The following is a 15,934-nucleotide window of genomic DNA, read 5'->3' as shown; positions in this document are numbered from 1 at the left end:
CGGCTGACGGCGCGGGAGCGAGCGAGAACAGCGGAGCGACGCGGAGACGACACGCATGAGCACGGACTACAACGGCTACATCACGACGGAGCGCATCGACGGCGCCGACGACGGCCCGCTCGCCGGGACGACCGTCGCGGTCAAGGACAACATCTCCACCGAGGGCGTCCGCACGACCTGCGGGTCGGCCATGCTCGACGACTACGTCCCGCCGTTCGACGCGACGGTCGTCGAGCGGATCAAAGCGGCCGGCGCCACCATCCCCGGCAAGACCAACATGGACGAGTTCGGCATGGGGACGACCACCGAGACGTCGGCGTTCGGCCCGACGGAGAACCCGGTCGCCGAGGGACACGTCCCCGGCGGCTCCTCGGGCGGATCGGCCGCAGTGGTCGCCGCGGGGGACGCCGACATGGCGCTCGGGACGGACACCGGCGGCTCGGTCCGCGCGCCCGCCGCGTTCTGCGGCGTCGTCGGCATCAAGCCCACCTACGGGCTGGTCTCGCGGTACGGGATCGTCGCCTACGCAAACTCCCTCGAACAGGTCGGCCCCGTCGCGCCGACGGTCGAGGAGGCCGCCGAACTGCTGGAGGTCATCGCCGGCCCGGACCCCCGTGACGCGACGACCCGGGACGCCACCGAAGAACGCGGCGAGGGCGCCTACGACTACGTCGACGCCGCGGACGGCGACGTCGACGGTCTCGACATCGGCATCCCGATGGAACTGCTCGACGGCGCCGACGAGCGCGTCACGGAGGTCTTCTGGGACGCCATCGATGAACTGGAATCCCGGGGCGCGAGCTACCACGACGTGGATCTGGAGTGCCTGCGCTACGCGGTCGAGGCCTACTACGTCACCGCGATGAGCGAGGCCTCGTCGAACCTCGCGCGCTTCGACGGCGTCCGCTACGGTCAGTCGGGCGGTTACGACGGCAACTGGAACGAGACGTTCGCGAAGGCCCGCGAGGAGGGCTTCGGCGAGGAGGTCAAATCGCGCGTCCTCCTCGGTACGTACGCCCTCTCGGCGGGGTATCACGACAAGTACTACAAGAAGGCCCAGGACGCTCGCGCCTGGATCAAGCGGGACATCAACGACGCGCTGGAAGGCGCCGACGTGCTGGCCTCGCCGACAATGCCCGTCCCGCCGATGGAACTGGGCGAGAGTCTCGAGGACCCGCTGACGATGTATCTCGCCGACGCCAACACGACGCCGGCGAACCTGGCGAACGTCCCCGCCATCTCCGTCCCCGCCGGCGAGACGGACGACGGCCTCCCGGTCGGGCTGCAGTTCGTCGGACCGGCGTTCGGCGAGAAAGCGATAATCCGCGCGGGCTCCGCGCTAGCCTGACCGCGTTCAGCGACGCCTATCTTCAGGGATCGCGTCGGAGAGTACGAACGCCGGCGCGTGACAGACGAAACCGCCTGATACGACGTTTTAGACCGCTTAGACGGTGGCGAGGTAGTCCTCGACGGGCACGGCCCGGTCCCAGTAGTAGCCGTGGACATCGCGCCCGAGTTCGACGGCGCCCTCGCCGGATCCGACGAGGACGGCGTCGAGGTCGGAGATACCGTCGCGGCCGGGCAGCGAGAGCACCACGAGGTCGGCGGTGACCGTGAAGGAGAAGGGCAGGTCGGCCACGCGCTCGTCGACGCAGGACGGGGTTTCGCCGTCGGTGTATCGCTCGATGGCCTCGTCGACGAGGCGGTCGTCGACGATGACCTGCGCGTCGAGGGCGCCCCTGTCGGCGAGTTCGTCGACCATCTGTGCGAAGCGGGGGTAGTACACCTGCGCGCCGACGCGGAGCCAGTCGGCTTCGCGGAACAGCTCGACGGCCAGCCGTTCGAGGTACTGGGGGTTTCGGGCGGGATTGTGGTAGAGTTCCCACTCGCCCGGTCCGGCGAGGCGCTGTCTGAACCGGCGGGGGAGTACCGACACGTCGTGGTCGTCCCAGAACGCGTCGTCGAGGAGGTCCTCGACGGAGCGCTGGCGCCCGAGTTCGTCCGCGACCAGCCGCCCGCGGGCGGTCAACTCCCATCGTTCGGACTGGCGGACGAGCCCCCGGTCGGCGAGTTCGTCCAGCGTCTTGTACACCCCGGACTGGCTCACGTCGAGGTCCGCGCGGAGGGCGGTGGTCGGGCGCGGATCCCGCTCGACTTCCCGGAGCAGGGTCGAGCGCAGCTCCGACCGCGCGACGTAGGTGACCAGGGAATCACCTTTCATACCCGACAACTTCGGGGGCCGCGCCTTTAATTGGTCCGGTCCCGATGACAGTTCGGGACACCGATCGGCACCAGCGCGTCCGATTCTGCGGCGCTCACGCGTCGTGTGACGTTCCACGAGGCGTGGAACTCTCCAGCAGCGGTCCGCGATCACATATAATATATGTTATATTTTATGGATGGGGCGGGCGGATCCGACGACATGGACGAAGACAAGTATCCGCCGGCGTCGAACCGTCGCCGGTTCGTCAAGGGTATCGTCGGGAGCGCCGCGATGGGGTCGCTGGGCGTCTCGGGCGCCGGACTGACGGAACTCCCGACGAACCGGAGCGGGAGCGGCGGCGGGAGCGTCACGGCGAAAGTAATCAAGAACACGGACGGCCCTGCCAACCGGGGGATGTCGCAGATCCCGGTGACCGTCGAGGACGGCTACCTGAAAGGCGTCTGGCCCGCAGCGACCTCCGAGGGGGAGGTCGCCGAAGATGCCGCGGTAACGACCCTCGGCGGCGTGGAGTACTCCAGCAAGTGGTTCCAGTACTGCGGGATCCAGACCCATCCGAAGGTTGCCCCGGACAGCGAGGCGGACAACTACCTCCGGGTGAGCGAGAAGGGGAACTACGACTGGCAGTCCTCGCTCGAAGCGGGGACGAAACTCGCCGTCGAGGACTTCGCCGACTACGGGGAGTGGGGCAACGGCGTCGGCGACGACGGCCTCGGCAAGCCCGCGGCGGCGACGTGGCGGTCGGTCGAGACCGACGCGTCCCTCCCGGTTCAGGTCATCCGCAGCCCCGTGATCGAGCGGCTCGCGGAGGACGACGAGTGGCTCGCTGCCAGCACCGAAGATGGGTTCATCGCCTGGCTCAACAAGTGCACTCACCTCTGCTGTGTCCCCACGGGGTTCAAGCAGTCGGCGACGGTCGACGGCGCGGAGAACGCGGTCTACTGCCAGTGCCACCAGTCGATCTACGATCCCTTCGACGTGGTGTCGAAGGTGTTCACGGCGTTCCCCCGTCCGGAGGGGTGAGGAGCCGCTCGCTTCGAAAATTTACTCGTTCCCGACTCACAGGAGGCTTTTCACCATCTGCCTCCAATAGCGGAGTGATGCCGCAGATCACCGTCTCGGAAGAGCTCTACCGACAGATCGAGACAGAGTGTTCGGACGGCGACGTCGACAAGACGCTGTGGAAGATGGTCGGCAGTTACCGCCGAGAGAACAACCCCGAAGCCGACACGACCTGATCGGACGACGCTTTTCGTCCCGACTGATCACGACGAACAGCGACAATTATCCCACGGGCAACCGTCAACTCGCCCATGAGTGGTGGGCCAGCGGACGACACCGGGACCGATGTGACCGACGGGGACAGCGACGGCGACAGTACCGACGGCACTGACGTCGACGCGGAGAACATGGGCGCGGGGATCGCAATCGGGATCGCGCTCGGTGTCGCACTCGGCACGGCCTTCGACAATCTGGCGCTCGGCATGGGAATGGGGATCGCTATCGGCGTCGCTATCGGTGCTGGAATGAGCCAGACGAACTCAGAGGAGGAGTGACGGCTACAGCACCTGTTCGTAGACGTCGATGAGCCGATCGACGGAGCGCTCGACGCTGATCGACTCGCGGCGGGCGAGACACTCCTCGCCGAGCCGGTCGCGCTCGGCGAGCGTCCGCTCGATCACGTCGCGGAACGCTGGCACGTCGTCCGGCGGTGCCTTGTATCCGGTTTTCCCCTGGTCGATTGTGTCCGCGAGGGCCGCGCTCGCGACGCCGGCGACGGGGGTGCCACAGGCGTTGGCCTCCAGCGCGGCGATCCCTTGCGTCTCGACGGGACTAGGGAACGCGAACACGTCGAGGGCCGAGTAAAACGAGGGGAGTTCCTCGCGGTCGACCCAGCCCAGGAAGTGCGCGTCGAGGTCGGCCTCGGCCGCTGCTCGCTCCAGATCGGCGCGGGCCGGCCCGTCGCCGCTGAACACGAGCGTCACGTCGAGATGCGCTGCGGCCTCGACGATGGCTTCGAGGTTCTTCTCGTAGCCGTGACGGCCGGTGTACCCGACGAGCGGACCCTCCGGGAGGTCGTGGCGCTCGCGGAAGCGCTCGGTCTCGACCGGGCGGAAGAAGTCGGTATCCACGCCGTTGGAGACGACTTCGACGGTCGTCCTGGTGCGGACGGTGTCGCGGACGTGCTCTGCGGTGCGGTCGCTGGGCGCGACGACCACGTCCGTCCGGTCGAGGAAGCGGCGCTCGTACTCCTCTGCACTTCGCTCGACTGCGCGTTCGATCGGGCGGGTAAAGGCCAGGTACTCGGCGTACTCGCTGGTCGGCGTGTGATAGGAGGCGACCATCGGCAGGTCGTGCTTCCGCGCGAGTCGCATCCCGGCGAGGCCGAGACTGAACGGCGAGTGGGCGTGGACGACCTCGGCGCTATCGACGGCCTCCGGGACGCCGGGGACGCCGACTCGAAAGCCCTCGTAGAAGGGGAAGGGGAGGCTGCTGACGGGGTACTCGCCGTCGCCGGCCACGTGGTCGCCGTCGGGGTAGACGACGTCCATGCGGCCGCCGCGACGGTGCCAGCGGTCCCGCCACGTCTGGACGGTGTAGGTGACGCCGTTGTGCGTCGGCAGGTAGGTGTCCGTGAACGCAGCCACCCTCGGCAGCTCCATGGAGCCATCGTATGCTAACCGGGGCTTAATGCGTTGCCATCTCGACTGCACGACCCGAAGCCGGCTCGTTCCCGGCGTGGACGCCGCCGGCGAACGCAAAGTATACCTGCCGGTCGGCGGGACGTATCCACGTTCGGATGGACACCGAGACCGTCGCTCGCGAGCGGATCGACCGCCTGCGAGAACTCGCCGAGGAGGCCGTGTGCGCCGGCAGGGACGACCGCGCCCGCCAGTACGTCCGCCGCGCGCGCCGCATCGCCGAGCGGAACCGCCTCGGCCTCCCCCGCGAGTTCACCCGCTTCACATGCGACCGCTGCGACGCGTACCTCCGCCCCGGCCGGAACGCCCGCGTCCGCCTGCAGGACGGCCACGTCGTCGTCACCTGCGACTGCGGCGCACAGGCCCGGTACCCCTACGACTGACCGCCCCTCGACCGCGAGTCACCGTCGAAATCGCGCCGTCAGCACCCGTAACCTTTGAACGGCTTCGCTCCAAGGTACAGAGACATGAGCGACTCGACGCGCGCACAGCGGCTCCACGAACTCGACGTGACCATCTGGGTCGGCAAGAACGGGATCGACCCCGTCGAGGACGAACTCAACGACCAGCTACAAAACAGCGAGTTCGTCAAGGCGAAGTTCCTCCGGGCGTCCCGGGGCGGAACCACCACCGAGGACCTCGCCGCGGAACTGGCCGATAGGGTGAACGCCGAGGTGGTGCGCACCCGCGGTCACACCGCGGTCTTCGAGCGATGACCAGGGGCGCACTCGGCGTCGGGCCGGTCCTGCAGGCGTCGCCCGCCGAGCCGTCCGGCGCGGTCGCGAACTTCCTCGCGGACTCGCTCGGCCTCGACGCCCAGCTGGCCAACGCCGTCGGCTCCGCGATCACGTTCGTCGTCGCGTTCGTCGCGATCTATCTGCTGGGCCGGATTCTCGTCATGCCCGTGATCAACCGCGTGCTCAGCGCCCGCGACCTCGACACGCACGCTCGCCGGCCGCTGCAGAAGCTCGCCGGCATCCTCCTCGTCTTCGTCGCCATCGGCGCGGCGTTCGCTTTCGCCGGCTACGGCAATATCCTCACCGCACTGGCGACCATCGGCGCCGCGGCGACGCTCGCCATCGGGTTCGCCATGCAGGACGTGCTCAAGAACTTCGTCTCCGGCGTCTTCATTTTCACCGACAAGCCGTTCCGCATCGGCGACTGGATCGAGTGGGACGACTACGCCGGCGTCGTCGAGGACATCAGCCTCCGCGTCACCCGCGTCCGCACCTTCGACAACGAACTGCTGACGGTCCCGAACTCGAACCTCACCGACGACGTCATCAAGAACCCGGTCGCTAACGAGCAACTCCGGATGAAGTTCGTCTTCGGCATCGGCTACGAGGACGACATCGACGAGGCCACCGAGATCATTCTCGACGAGGCCGACAACCACGAGGGTATCCTCGCCGACCCCGAGCCCTCGGTCCGCCTCACCGAACTCGCCGACTCCTACGTCGGTCTCCAGTCCCGGTTCTGGATCGACAACCCGAGTCGCTCCGACTTCGTCCGCATCCAGGGCGAGTACGTCACCGCCGTCAAGGAACGCTTCGACGAGGCCGGCATCAACATCCCCTACCCCCAGCGGGACATCTCCGGGGGCATCGACCTCGACAACGTCGAGGGCATCGCCGAACCGACTACCGGGGACGACTAGCCACTTTTTCCGGCGGAGAGTTCCTCGCGCGCCGGAGGCGCGCTGCGGGAATCCTCCGCCGCAAAAACTTGGGGGAAAAAGGGCCGGACGACTCGGTCGCTCCGCTCCCTCGCGTCCGGTGAACCGGCGCTTGCGCGCCGGATGCCGGGTGCAGACCAGCCTTTCCCCGGGTCGGCCGATGAAACGGCCTCGCGGCCACCGCTACCACCACCGCACCGCGACCGCCTACTCTCCGGTTCCACCAGTCAGATCGGGCGCTTCCGCTGGATATGCTCGCTCCAGCAATTCCCGAACTGCACCCGTGAAGAACTCCGGGTTGTCGAGGTTCGAGGCGTGGCCGCCGCCGGGGACGGCTTCGAGCGTCGACCCGTCGATCTCGGCGGCCAGTTTCAGCGCCTGCCGGCGCATGAACGGCGCCTCGTGCTCACCGTAGAGGACGAGCGTCGGCACGGTGATCGCAGAGAAGTCGACCTCGGAGCGGTGGAACGCGGCGACGGCGCCGATGACCTTCGCGAACTCGTCAGTCGCCATCTTCGGGCCGGTTGCGCGGATGCGCTCGATGTTCTTGTAGTCGCCGCTGACGCCCTCTCCGGAGAGCTTCTCCTGCAGCCAGACCATCGCCTTCTCGACGCGCTCGTAGCCGAAGAGGCGCACGGGCGGGACGGTCGCCCGGAGCAGCACCGAGCGCTGGAGCCACTCGCTCCGGGAGAGCAGTTCCGGCCCGAACGTGTCGGCCAGCACCAGCCCGGCCACCCGGTCGGGGTGGCGCGCGGCGTAGACCTGCGCGATACAGCCGCCCATCGAGAGCCCGCAGAGCACCGCTCGCTCGATATCGAGCGCGTCGAGCAACGCACCGAGGTCGTCGGCGAGCAGGTCGACGGAGTAGCGTCCGCGTGGCGAACCGCCGGTCCGACCGTGGCCGCGCACGTCGTAGGCGATGGTCTCGTAGTCGTCGGCGAGCGCGTCGAGTTGCGGGTCCCACTGGGAGTGGTCGACGATCGCGCCGTGGACAAATACGATGGTCGGTCCCGACCCGCGGCGCTCGTAGTACGTCTCGACGTCGTTGGTCCGGACAGTGGGCATACGACGAGCTACGCGCTCGGCGGAGATAACGTCGTCAGTGGTTGCGGTACCGTGTGGGCTGCAGAGTCGCGCATCCGGCGCCGCAGGCGCCGGTTCACCGGAATCGAGCGAAGCGAGATTCCGGCTTTTTCACCCATGTTTTTGGGCGAGGGGTACCCGCAGCGCTCGCAGAGCACGAGGATACCCCTCGTCGAAAAAGATGGTCGCGTATGAATGGACGGACGCCCGGGATTGCCCGGTCGTTCGCACGCGGGGAATCCCGTTTGCCTCCTCCACCCCGCGACCCTGCGAGCGACGGGTGTCCGAGGGTCCGCTGCTCGCTTCCGCGCCTCACGGAGTGCCCTCGATCAACCGCGGCCGCGCGTCCCTGCAGACGCGAAGCCACGGACCGCCGTCCCCGCAGGACGAGGCTTCTATGTTGGCTCACGGGGCCCACGCCCGGCGGACCGGACGCGCCCGGTGTTCGGCCCCCGCTAAAGGCCATATCGCGGGTGACGAGCAGGGCCTAGCTGCCCGGCCTAGTCCACTCAGACGTACCCCCGTCCATCATAAGGGCCTTTCGGGTCGGCGCCGTCACGCGGTCCGCCGTGGAGATGGGATCGCGGCCTCCTCAGAGCAGGCCGAGCGTCCGCGACCACCAGACGCTCGCCACCGGAATGATCAGTGACACAGCGATGCTCGCCCAGCGGTGGTAGGTGATGTACGCCGGCGCGTCCATGTCGAAGACCACCTGCTGGGGAACTGTCAGGGCCCAGACCGCGGTCACGACGACGACGAACCCACCGAGCGCGATGCCGACGCCGGCGGCCAGCGGCGGGTCGGTACGCTCGTCGCGGCCCGCGGCGAGCACGATGGCCGTCACGAGCGCGAAGATCCCGGCGACGAGCGGGTTCAGCGCGCCCTCCCCGTAGTAGGTCCCGATGGCCGACGCCGGGGCGGTCCGCACCAGCCCGTACGGGACGGCCAGCGACACGAGCACGAGCACGCATCCGACGACGCCGACCAGCGGCGCGAGCCGCGTCTGCTTCATGGCCGTGTCTGCGGCCGCTCCGGTTTTAACGACGGTGGTTCCGCCGCGCCGATCTCGAAATGACTCCCCGGCCCATCCGACCGTCGAGTCGAAAAACCGACAACGCGGGGCGTCGAAGGGCGGACCATGCCATTCGGCGACACCGCCAAGAAGATCAGCCGCGTCGCGGACATCGCGGAGAAACTCTACGAGCGCCTGAACCAGGTCATCGAACAGGTTCAGGACGTCCGGGAACGGGTCGAGAAGACCAGCGACCAGATCGAATCGATCGACCGCGAACTCGCCGAGCAGCGCGTGATCGTCGAGGCGCTGGCCGACCAACAGGACATCGACGTCGACGAACTCATCGACGAACAACTTCCGGACCCCGAGGCCGACCCCGAAACTGACAGCGAGAGTCAGGCCGAGAGTGAGGGGACCGCCCAGCGCGACGACGCCGACGGGGATGACTCGGACGGCGCTTCCGGGGACACCGGAGACGACGTGACCCAGACGGGCGCCTGACGCGGACTCGAGAATCGATCGAGGTGCGATCGATCCTGCGGTGTCGTCTTTCCTGACGGGCGCGAGTACGACAGCGGTAGTGACTGCTTGCGTGTGCGATTTCGGCCGTCCAGTTTCAATCGAGCAGTCGCTCGTGTTCGACCTTGAGACAGCGGTCCTGGACGAAGTTCTTGCCGGCGGCCTCGACGCGCTCGCCCGCCTCGTCGTTCGTGATCCCGAGCTGGAGCCAGACCGTCTCGACGTCGTCTCGGTCGAGCGCCTCGTCGACGATGTCGGGCACCTCGTTGCTCGGGCGGAACACGTCGACGAGGTCGACCGACTCCTCGACGTCCGCCAGCGCGTCGTACGGTTCGCGGCCGAATATCTCGTCGGCGTAGGGGTTGACCGGGATCACGTCGTACCCCTGTTCGCGCATGTACGCCGGGATGTCGTGCGCGGCCTTGCCGGGCGTGCTCGACAGGCCGACGACGGCGATGGTATCGGCTGCGAGGATCTCGCGGAGTCGGCTGTCGGAGTCGACTGGCATGACCGGCAGTTAGAGCGAGACGATCAAAAGAGTGCCGACCGTCAGCCGTCGAGCTGGCCGACCGTCGCGTCGGGGATGGTCGTCGACAGCGCCCCGTCGGCGTCGACGGTGACGGCGTGGTCGAACAGCTGCCGGAGCGTGTTCAGCGTCTCCTCCTCGTGAGCCGTCGATTCGATGGTGTGGACGCCCAGCGCATCGGCGTTGTCGATGCGGCTCGTAAAGACGTGCATGAACCGGAACACCGTCTGGACGTCCGAGTACATGAGCAGCGTCGACAGCGAGTCGACCAGCACGCGGACGTTCTCGATGCCGCGCTCGGTCCGGAACTCCTCGATGAACTCCGAGAACTTGATCCCGATCCCGGTCATGTCCTCGGGCGACGACGCGTACTTGACGATGTCGGTGTCCCGCGCGCTTCGCCCCTGATGTTTGGTGACGCAGTCGACGATGCCGATATCGACGGATTCGGGGTCCGAGACGAGCGCTTCGTAGTCGTTGAGGATGCGACTCGCGCTGTCGCGAGTGGTGACGACGATGACGGCCTCGCCGCGCTCGGATCCGTGGGCGAGGATTTCGAGCGCCATGCGACGCTTTCCGGAGAGCGGCGGGCCCGAGACCAGAAGGTTCGAACCGGGCGCCAGCGTCGCGTTCCCGAACGTCGATCCGAGGTCGTACATTTCTTCGAAAGTCACCACCGTTGACAGACGAACCGCCGCCGGTTCCCGCAGTACGTATCGATTAGTCCCTGCAGTTCTTAAAATCTTTTTTATAATGCGGCCGTCGGAAAGCGGTTCCGTCAGACCGATATCACGACCGTCGCACGTCCGACCACGAACGAGAGTATCGCCAGAAACATCCCGTATTTGAGATGTCCCTGCGCGGCCGCGGGGTCGCCGAATCCCTCGTAGCCTGCGTAGAGCATGACTCCGACCGCCGGCGCCACGATCACGAGATAGGCGACACCGAGCGTTTCGAGCAGGTACGGGACCGGGCTTGCTACGGCGGCGACGACTAGGAGTGCCAGCGCGAGAGCCAGTGCGCGACGCTCACCGACAACGACAGGGAGCGTGCGCAGTCCCTCTTCGCGGTCGCCATCCACGTCCTCCACGTCCTTGATGATCTCACGGGAGAACGTCGCGACGGCCGCGAGAAGGGCGAGCACGACCGTCTGTTCGACGTTACCGACGGTCCCTCCGAACAGGAAGGTACTGCCGCCGAGGTAGGCGACCAGCGCGTTACCGGCCCCGGGCGTCCCCTTGAAGAGTTCCGTATAAGCGATCAACAGGAGCAGGTTGATGGCGGCGATCGCGATCGCAACCGTCGGCAGGACGAGCGCGCAACCGGTCGCCAGCGCGAACAGGACGCCGCTGGCGGCGAGCGCACCGCGGGCCGAAACTCTGCCGCTCGGGATCGGTCGCTCGGGGTCGTTGATCTGGTCGATGTCGCGGTCGAAGTAATCGTTGATCGCGTTGCCGCCGGCGACGGCGAAGACCGTCGCGGCGACGGCGGCCGCGACGGCGGGGAGCTGGTCGGGTGACGCGTTCGCGACGAACGCCCCGATCGCCGTCAGCGCGCCCGAGGCGACGGCGTTGGCCGGCCGCGTCAGTTCGACGAACCCCCTGGCCCGTTGCATGTCTCCCCCGTTCGCCGACGGCCCCATAAATGACGCGGGACGGCGCCGCGACGGATCGGGACGTTTAAACACGAACGCTCGTGTAGGGTTGTGTGTAGGGCGCTTAGCTCAGTTTGGACAGAGTGCTTGGCTTCGGACCAAGCTGTCGCGGGTTCAAATCCTGCAGCGCCCACTTCCTTTCCATTGGTTCCCGATACAGGGAATCTGGACGTTTTAGCCCTCCAGTCATGGGTATTATACTCCATTCGTGGCTGAGAGCAAGTGCATCCCAACATGCTACCTGTGATGTAACGACTGATTCGTCCGCCATCTCCTGATTCACTAAAGCCAACGAGTGAACAAGGTTTAACACTAGTATTATTCTAGTTACAAGTGTTAGAGGAGATTTTCTGAACGGTACTCCACTGGGTCACCACACTCTGGACAACTTTCTCCTGGGAAACGTCGGAAATCTTCTTTGCAACCTATGCATTTGTACCATGACATGAATTCTACTTCTTCCATATTATTTAATATATTTATATAGTGTAAATAAGCTGTGCCATTTCTAGCTTTAATTTCTGTGGAGTTTTGTCAGGTACATTCTGATGGAGTTCGTTCTACGAAATTGATCGGGTGTGGGAGACCATCACTAGTTAGGTCTGTGTGATTCGTGACGAGCTTGTACAAACAGTGAGCGTAGATTCTCTCTCCATCCTCTGCAAGAAGAATAGAGGCTTTGTATATATCCTCTCTGTATTTCTGGAGCATGCCGGTCAGTCCATTACGTGCCACAACTTCAAGATAGACTTCGTGGCAACACAGTGCTATCTCTCGCTCGTGTGCTAGCTCACTGCTTTCTAAGAGAGTTTCAGCTTTAGCGAGCGCATGTCGTTGTCGTTCCGTATTTGCAACTTGTACTGGGTCGGGTTTCAGTGGTTCAGTCATGATTCAATAGGATTTCAGATTTCGAGGGTGCGGGAGTTCTGGGTCGAGACTTGTCTCTTCCATTACGATTGAATAGATATCATCGGCGTGGTCGTTGTACCCCATTTCGTACGCATCTATAGCTGCTCTGTACAGTGGGTATCTATATTCCTCTATGAATTTTCCACTTCCACGATGATACGATTCTACGGCGATCCTACACACCTCGCTCATCTCTCGGTTTACATCCGCAATTTTCACCGAGAAGTCGAAGAGTGAAGCTATCTTTTCACTCATTCTAGCTTCGCCTCCATTTCGTTCATAACGTCTCGAACTTTCTGTTCAATGTCAGTCTGTGACTGGTACTCTCCCTCGAAGACCGTCCTCGGAGAAGTCTCTTCAGGTGGAATCTCTCGTACTTCTACCACGTATCTGTGTGACTCGAAGGTCAGGAAGAGTACCCAGATTGTAGAATCGTGTTGGAAACTCGCATAATCTTTTGTTCGGAGTACTTGTTCCCAGTTCTCGAATTTAGTTGGTCCAAGAACCCAGGGAATAGCGTCGTTCTTGAGTTCTCGAATGAATTCTTTCACTTCCTGATGCGTTTCTTCTTCTCCACCTGTTGTATCGAACATCGACGACTGGACAAATAGGCGATTGATTGATGTACTTTCTGCCGTTATTTTCAGAAATGACTGTAGATAGCATACAATTACATCTTTCCTTAAAAAGCGAAAAATGAATACTGTAAAATTCTACCGTCGCTGGAAGTGCTCATAAACTCGTTCTGTTGTTTGAGTAGAACGGTGGCGAAGTCTATTTCGAACGTCGATTAATCTGGTCGATTCATCTTTGAGCAAGACGAGTCGAAACTAAATGGGTAGAGCAATAATAAAACCAACCAATGAAGCGATTTAAAGTCGGAGATCGGGTTCGAATCGATATTCCGGATAAGGACGATCCCGATCATGATCGACTTCATCGAAGACACGGTACAATCGTGGACATATTTGAAGATGATGCTGGCCAAGTAACAGAAGACCCTCGTGACTCGTATCTGTTTAGCGTTGAGATTGATGACAGTACAATCGAATCTCTTCGATGGAGAGACCTCCGACCCGTCCCAGATTCATAGCGACATACGACTACCCATGAGATGAATTCGATGACAGGCATTCCAAATTCGTAATTGTGGTTGTTTCATTGATGACTAGTGCCACTTTCAGTATTTCTTACCCAATATCGATGGACAGGACGATCAGAGCGTAGAGAACCAAGGCCATGGTCGATATAACTATCGCACCCGTCGCTCCCAGTCTGTCAAGAAACACTCCGTAAACCCTGCCCAGAAGAGTCACACTGATTACTAAGGCTCCAGCCACAGAGCCAGCAATCATCACAAGCTGCCCGTCTACAATTCTTCAAATAACCTTATTTGACTGTCAAAACGTCTCGAAGTCCCAGATACCGACTCCGATTTCTGCTAAGTCCTTCGACCGCTCATCTATCTCATTGTGAGTCCAGATGTCGTATCTCTCTCGGATCTCTTGGGTCATCTCGAAGTCTGAGAGTTTATACTGATCCTTTTTCTGCTGGAATGGATTATCTGATGCAGTCTCATTTAAACGATCTTCGAGAAGAGTCAGATTTCCTAGCCGGTTCTTGTATTGGCTGAACCCGTCTTCATCAACGCCCAGTACATCTCTCCATGGGCTGTATTTCTTAGCGGAGAATGTCGCTCTGGGAGCAATGTGTTCGATATCGACAGTGGCCCGGTTATAGGATTTCGCACCACTGCCTTCTGCTGGCATATAGTGGTGCCTTTCGATCATATCGAGAATATATTTCGTCTGGGCAGTTCGGCTGAAGTCGTCGTTAGCGAGACCAGCATATACTTCCTCGTCGCTCGGTGCTTCCTCGCTTAGTTTTTCTTTGATTGCATCGAGCGGGTCTTGAGGCAGCGGTTTACCAGTACTGAATGCATTAGAACAAAGATTGGAGAAAATCTTGTCAAGTCCAGTTCCGCTCTGATAGTTAGCAAGTTTCCAGCGGATCATGAACACCTCTATGTACTTTAGGGTCTGATAGATGTCATCGTACTCATCGAACTCGTCAAAGGCTCTCAGCAGCAGTGTTCGAGAGTGAGATGACCCGATATCGTTTAGATTCTGTAGACGGTTATTGATTTTCTGCTGTTGTCTACCCTGGAATTCATCCACCTTCGCCTGGGTGAGACCGACGTAGAGATCGGCTTCTTCTACCATCCCATCCACGTAGTCAATCAGATCAACTCCATTCGATGGGAGCTTATTCTTGATTATATCGTTGAACTCTTCATAGAGACGACGAGAGGTGACACTTCCTGAGATATCTGGTTCAGGTCGGGACATGATGTAGTGCCTGAAGAATCGGTCTGGATTGTCGATTTCATAAACGACTTTCTCAAGCACTGTTTCCCACTTGCTACGGATTGACTCGTACTGTTGAGTTCCGAATTTAGTCGATGCAACCTGTAGGAGCGAGTTTTTCATCAAATCGACAGCAGAGAGTTCTAGTCCACGATCATTCAACGTTTCAAAAAGACGGAATGCAGATGCAGTCCCACTACATTGGATTACTACCATGTTCATTGACAGGACTAACCGTTTCCGTATATCATTGATCTCGTTGCTATCAAGGTCCTCTAAGAAGTCTTGAAAGTATCTGTAGGCCGTTAGTAGTTGACTGTCTTCATTAACACTGGAGAGATTATCTTCGATGATGTTCTTGTAGTCATTATTCTCGAACTGGCTCAGACTCAATTTGACGTGTTCTATGTTGTCTGGATCGGATTCGTAGAGGTAGTCAGAACGAATCATCCCACTGATGTCATTCGGGTCATTGTTATTTTCAAAATAATTTTGTATAGCTTTCAGAAGCAGAGAAATCGTCGTTAACCTCTGTTGGCCGTCCACCAACTCATATTCATCCAATTTCCCGAATCCACCGTCCCGTTCTATAACGACAATTGAACCGAGAAAATGACTCTCTCCCGCATCCAATGCAATGAGATCTCTCCAGAATTCGTCCCACTGGTCCTCGCCCCATGAGTACAGCCGTTGATAGTCTGGAACTGAAAATAGTACCTTCTGGTCTAAGACTCCGCTGATGTTTGATTCTGAGACAGAACTGACCAGTTCATCCGTCATATAATTCAGTGTGGTTTGCCCTTACTTGTCTTTATGGGTAGATAGTGATACCCGAGAAATACAGCCACTTAACTCTCGTTTTCAGGTTCCCAGATAAGCGTATTACCCACCTGTTTCGACGTGATATTGCCTTCTTCCTTCAGTTCAGTTAGACGGTCGTGAGCCGTCGTCCGGTGACATTCTAACTGCTCAGCAACCTCACTTGTGGAAAGTCGAGTACCTTCCAGAAGGGATAGGATCTCATCATCCGAGTAGACTTTCTGATATCGTCCCGATTCGTCGTTCCGTCTTCGGGGCACTATTCTCGATTTCACCCTCTGATACAATATAATGCACGGCCGAGACCGATAAAAACAGCTCAGATAGCAAATATTTAGTACCCATACTACGTGATGTAGGATGGATATAGTCAGCCGATTAGCAGCCCGGGGCCGAGAGAGCAACAGAGTAATCAACACCCCCACCAATGAAACTCACAACCAGC

19 protein-coding genes, 1 tRNA gene and 1 other RNA gene are annotated in these 15,934 nt (G+C 61.2%); 10 read left to right on the top strand and 11 right to left on the bottom strand.

What is annotated here, in order from left to right; translation table 11 throughout:
* Nucleotides 1-55 precede the first annotated feature (55 nt).
* Entirely contained in the window at nt 56-1,348 is a 1,293-nt protein-coding gene (gatA, locus tag AB2U09_RS07725; protein WP_459192127.1) for an Asp-tRNA(Asn)/Glu-tRNA(Gln) amidotransferase subunit GatA, read from the top strand.
* Nucleotides 1,349-1,444: 96 nt separating this feature from the next.
* On the opposite strand, the gene AB2U09_RS07720 is transcribed toward gatA, so the two are convergent.
* Nucleotides 1,445-2,221, bottom strand: a complete 777-nt coding sequence (locus AB2U09_RS07720) for a helix-turn-helix transcriptional regulator (protein WP_459192126.1) — start codon at nt 2,219-2,221, stop codon at nt 1,445-1,447.
* 201 nt (nt 2,222-2,422) lie between these two features.
* Here AB2U09_RS07720 and AB2U09_RS07715 point away from each other — a divergent pair, with 201 nt between their 5' ends.
* The 3 genes from AB2U09_RS07715 to AB2U09_RS07705 all read left to right on the top strand — a co-directional run bounded on the left by AB2U09_RS07715 (nt 2,423) and on the right by AB2U09_RS07705 (nt 3,777).
* Nucleotides 2,423-3,244, top strand: coding sequence for a QcrA and Rieske domain-containing protein (locus AB2U09_RS07715; protein ID WP_459192125.1), 822 nt, complete (start codon nt 2,423-2,425; stop codon nt 3,242-3,244).
* A 77-nt stretch (nt 3,245-3,321) separates the two neighbouring features.
* Entirely contained in the window at nt 3,322-3,459 is a 138-nt protein-coding gene (locus tag AB2U09_RS07710) for a DUF8556 family small protein (RefSeq protein ID WP_459192124.1), read from the top strand.
* A 75-nt stretch (nt 3,460-3,534) separates the two neighbouring features.
* Nucleotides 3,535-3,777, top strand: coding sequence for a glycine zipper domain-containing protein (locus AB2U09_RS07705; protein WP_459192123.1), 243 nt, complete (start codon nt 3,535-3,537; stop codon nt 3,775-3,777).
* Between the two features lie 3 nt (nt 3,778-3,780).
* Here AB2U09_RS07705 and AB2U09_RS07700 read toward each other — a convergent pair whose 3' ends face one another.
* On the bottom strand, nt 3,781-4,884 hold the full coding sequence (locus AB2U09_RS07700; RefSeq protein ID WP_459192122.1) for a glycosyltransferase: 1,104 nt from the start codon (nt 4,882-4,884) through the stop codon (nt 3,781-3,783).
* Between the two features lie 137 nt (nt 4,885-5,021).
* Between AB2U09_RS07700 and AB2U09_RS07695 the strand changes: the two genes are divergently transcribed.
* The 3 genes from AB2U09_RS07695 (at nt 5,022) to AB2U09_RS07685 (ending at nt 6,580) form a co-directional block, all read left to right on the top strand.
* On the top strand, nt 5,022-5,306 hold the full coding sequence (locus tag AB2U09_RS07695; RefSeq protein WP_459192121.1) for a ribonuclease P protein component 4: 285 nt from the start codon (nt 5,022-5,024) through the stop codon (nt 5,304-5,306).
* Nucleotides 5,307-5,390: 84 nt separating this feature from the next.
* Nucleotides 5,391-5,639 carry a YhbY family RNA-binding protein gene (locus AB2U09_RS07690; protein ID WP_459192120.1) on the top strand — a complete coding sequence of 83 codons (249 nt, stop codon included), beginning with the start codon at nt 5,391-5,393 and terminating at the stop codon, nt 5,637-5,639.
* Nucleotides 5,636-6,580 carry a mechanosensitive ion channel family protein gene (locus AB2U09_RS07685; protein WP_459192119.1) on the top strand — a complete coding sequence of 315 codons (945 nt, stop codon included), beginning with the start codon at nt 5,636-5,638 and terminating at the stop codon, nt 6,578-6,580. The genes AB2U09_RS07690 and AB2U09_RS07685 overlap by 4 nt, the downstream gene beginning before the upstream one ends.
* A 225-nt stretch (nt 6,581-6,805) precedes the next feature.
* Here AB2U09_RS07685 and AB2U09_RS07680 read toward each other — a convergent pair whose 3' ends face one another.
* The 3 genes from AB2U09_RS07680 to AB2U09_RS07670 all read right to left on the bottom strand — a co-directional run bounded on the left by AB2U09_RS07680 (nt 6,806) and on the right by AB2U09_RS07670 (nt 8,693).
* Nucleotides 6,806-7,663, bottom strand: a complete 858-nt coding sequence (locus AB2U09_RS07680) for an alpha/beta fold hydrolase (RefSeq protein WP_459192118.1) — start codon at nt 7,661-7,663, stop codon at nt 6,806-6,808.
* 211 nt (nt 7,664-7,874) lie between these two features.
* Nucleotides 7,875-8,192: signal recognition particle sRNA (ffs, locus tag AB2U09_RS07675), an RNA gene on the bottom strand.
* An 81-nt stretch (nt 8,193-8,273) separates the two neighbouring features.
* On the bottom strand, nt 8,274-8,693 hold the full coding sequence (locus AB2U09_RS07670; protein ID WP_459192117.1) for a DUF7548 family protein: 420 nt from the start codon (nt 8,691-8,693) through the stop codon (nt 8,274-8,276).
* 126 nt (nt 8,694-8,819) lie between these two features.
* Here AB2U09_RS07670 and AB2U09_RS07665 point away from each other — a divergent pair, with 126 nt between their 5' ends.
* The gene (locus tag AB2U09_RS07665; protein ID WP_459192116.1) at nt 8,820-9,197 is read left to right on the top strand and encodes a DUF5798 family protein; all 378 of its coding nucleotides are present in this window, start codon (nt 8,820-8,822) and stop codon (nt 9,195-9,197) included.
* A gap of 115 nt (nt 9,198-9,312) precedes the next feature.
* Here AB2U09_RS07665 and AB2U09_RS07660 read toward each other — a convergent pair whose 3' ends face one another.
* From AB2U09_RS07660 to AB2U09_RS07650, 3 genes are all read right to left on the bottom strand, one after another.
* Nucleotides 9,313-9,723, bottom strand: a complete 411-nt coding sequence (locus tag AB2U09_RS07660) for a CoA-binding protein (RefSeq protein ID WP_459192115.1) — start codon at nt 9,721-9,723, stop codon at nt 9,313-9,315.
* Between the two features lie 41 nt (nt 9,724-9,764).
* Nucleotides 9,765-10,400, bottom strand: coding sequence for an RAD55 family ATPase (locus AB2U09_RS07655; protein WP_459192325.1), 636 nt, complete (start codon nt 10,398-10,400; stop codon nt 9,765-9,767).
* 119 nt (nt 10,401-10,519) lie between these two features.
* On the bottom strand, nt 10,520-11,356 hold the full coding sequence (locus tag AB2U09_RS07650) for a geranylgeranylglycerol-phosphate geranylgeranyltransferase (protein ID WP_459192114.1): 837 nt from the start codon (nt 11,354-11,356) through the stop codon (nt 10,520-10,522).
* Nucleotides 11,357-11,453: 97 nt separating this feature from the next.
* Here AB2U09_RS07650 and AB2U09_RS07645 point away from each other — a divergent pair.
* Nucleotides 11,454-11,528 (top strand) — tRNA-Arg (locus AB2U09_RS07645).
* 758 nt (nt 11,529-12,286) lie between these two features.
* Here the strand turns inward: AB2U09_RS07645 and AB2U09_RS07640 are convergent.
* The gene (locus tag AB2U09_RS07640) at nt 12,287-12,559 is read right to left on the bottom strand and encodes a hypothetical protein (RefSeq protein WP_459192113.1); all 273 of its coding nucleotides are present in this window, start codon (nt 12,557-12,559) and stop codon (nt 12,287-12,289) included.
* Complete coding sequence (locus tag AB2U09_RS07635; RefSeq protein ID WP_459192112.1) at nt 12,556-12,897, bottom strand: hypothetical protein; 342 nt, start codon at nt 12,895-12,897, stop codon at nt 12,556-12,558. The genes AB2U09_RS07640 and AB2U09_RS07635 overlap by 4 nt, the downstream gene beginning before the upstream one ends.
* 269 nt (nt 12,898-13,166) lie before the next feature.
* Between AB2U09_RS07635 and AB2U09_RS23250 the strand changes: the two genes are divergently transcribed.
* The gene (locus tag AB2U09_RS23250) at nt 13,167-13,397 is read left to right on the top strand and encodes a DUF8139 family protein (protein WP_510172076.1); all 231 of its coding nucleotides are present in this window, start codon (nt 13,167-13,169) and stop codon (nt 13,395-13,397) included.
* Nucleotides 13,398-13,704: 307 nt separating this feature from the next.
* On the opposite strand, the gene AB2U09_RS07630 is transcribed toward AB2U09_RS23250, so the two are convergent.
* The gene (locus AB2U09_RS07630; RefSeq protein WP_459192111.1) at nt 13,705-15,450 is read right to left on the bottom strand and encodes a DUF262 domain-containing protein; all 1,746 of its coding nucleotides are present in this window, start codon (nt 15,448-15,450) and stop codon (nt 13,705-13,707) included.
* Nucleotides 15,451-15,934: the final 484 nt, after the last annotated feature.

It is taken from the genome of Halosimplex yunnanense (assembly GCF_054504345.1).
The sequence above is the reverse complement of the archived record's forward strand: the minus strand, read 5'-3'. Positions and strand labels throughout refer to the sequence as shown.

What these genes read in the sequence shown, in the direction of transcription:
- gatA (WP_459192127.1), top strand. Translation starts at nt 56, where the DNA reads ATGAGCACGGACTACAACGGCTACATCACGACGGAGCGCATCGACGGC.
- AB2U09_RS07720 (WP_459192126.1), bottom strand. Translation starts at nt 2,221, where the DNA reads ATGAAAGGTGATTCCCTGGTCACCTACGTCGCGCGGTCGGAGCTGCGC.
- AB2U09_RS07715 (WP_459192125.1), top strand. Translation starts at nt 2,423, where the DNA reads ATGGACGAAGACAAGTATCCGCCGGCGTCGAACCGTCGCCGGTTCGTC.
- AB2U09_RS07710 (WP_459192124.1), top strand. Translation starts at nt 3,322, where the DNA reads ATGCCGCAGATCACCGTCTCGGAAGAGCTCTACCGACAGATCGAGACA.
- AB2U09_RS07705 (WP_459192123.1), top strand. Translation starts at nt 3,535, where the DNA reads ATGAGTGGTGGGCCAGCGGACGACACCGGGACCGATGTGACCGACGGG.
- AB2U09_RS07700 (WP_459192122.1), bottom strand. Translation starts at nt 4,884, where the DNA reads ATGGAGCTGCCGAGGGTGGCTGCGTTCACGGACACCTACCTGCCGACG.
- AB2U09_RS07695 (WP_459192121.1), top strand. Translation starts at nt 5,022, where the DNA reads ATGGACACCGAGACCGTCGCTCGCGAGCGGATCGACCGCCTGCGAGAA.
- AB2U09_RS07690 (WP_459192120.1), top strand. Translation starts at nt 5,391, where the DNA reads ATGAGCGACTCGACGCGCGCACAGCGGCTCCACGAACTCGACGTGACC.
- AB2U09_RS07685 (WP_459192119.1), top strand. Translation starts at nt 5,636, where the DNA reads ATGACCAGGGGCGCACTCGGCGTCGGGCCGGTCCTGCAGGCGTCGCCC.
- AB2U09_RS07680 (WP_459192118.1), bottom strand. Translation starts at nt 7,663, where the DNA reads ATGCCCACTGTCCGGACCAACGACGTCGAGACGTACTACGAGCGCCGC.
- AB2U09_RS07670 (WP_459192117.1), bottom strand. Translation starts at nt 8,693, where the DNA reads ATGAAGCAGACGCGGCTCGCGCCGCTGGTCGGCGTCGTCGGATGCGTG.
- AB2U09_RS07665 (WP_459192116.1), top strand. Translation starts at nt 8,820, where the DNA reads ATGCCATTCGGCGACACCGCCAAGAAGATCAGCCGCGTCGCGGACATC.
- AB2U09_RS07660 (WP_459192115.1), bottom strand. Translation starts at nt 9,723, where the DNA reads ATGCCAGTCGACTCCGACAGCCGACTCCGCGAGATCCTCGCAGCCGAT.
- AB2U09_RS07655 (WP_459192325.1), bottom strand. Translation starts at nt 10,400, where the DNA reads ATGTACGACCTCGGATCGACGTTCGGGAACGCGACGCTGGCGCCCGGT.
- AB2U09_RS07650 (WP_459192114.1), bottom strand. Translation starts at nt 11,356, where the DNA reads ATGCAACGGGCCAGGGGGTTCGTCGAACTGACGCGGCCGGCCAACGCC.
- AB2U09_RS07640 (WP_459192113.1), bottom strand. Translation starts at nt 12,559, where the DNA reads ATGAGTGAAAAGATAGCTTCACTCTTCGACTTCTCGGTGAAAATTGCG.
- AB2U09_RS07635 (WP_459192112.1), bottom strand. Translation starts at nt 12,897, where the DNA reads ATGTTCGATACAACAGGTGGAGAAGAAGAAACGCATCAGGAAGTGAAA.
- AB2U09_RS23250 (WP_510172076.1), top strand. Translation starts at nt 13,167, where the DNA reads ATGAAGCGATTTAAAGTCGGAGATCGGGTTCGAATCGATATTCCGGAT.
- AB2U09_RS07630 (WP_459192111.1), bottom strand. Translation starts at nt 15,450, where the DNA reads ATGACGGATGAACTGGTCAGTTCTGTCTCAGAATCAAACATCAGCGGA.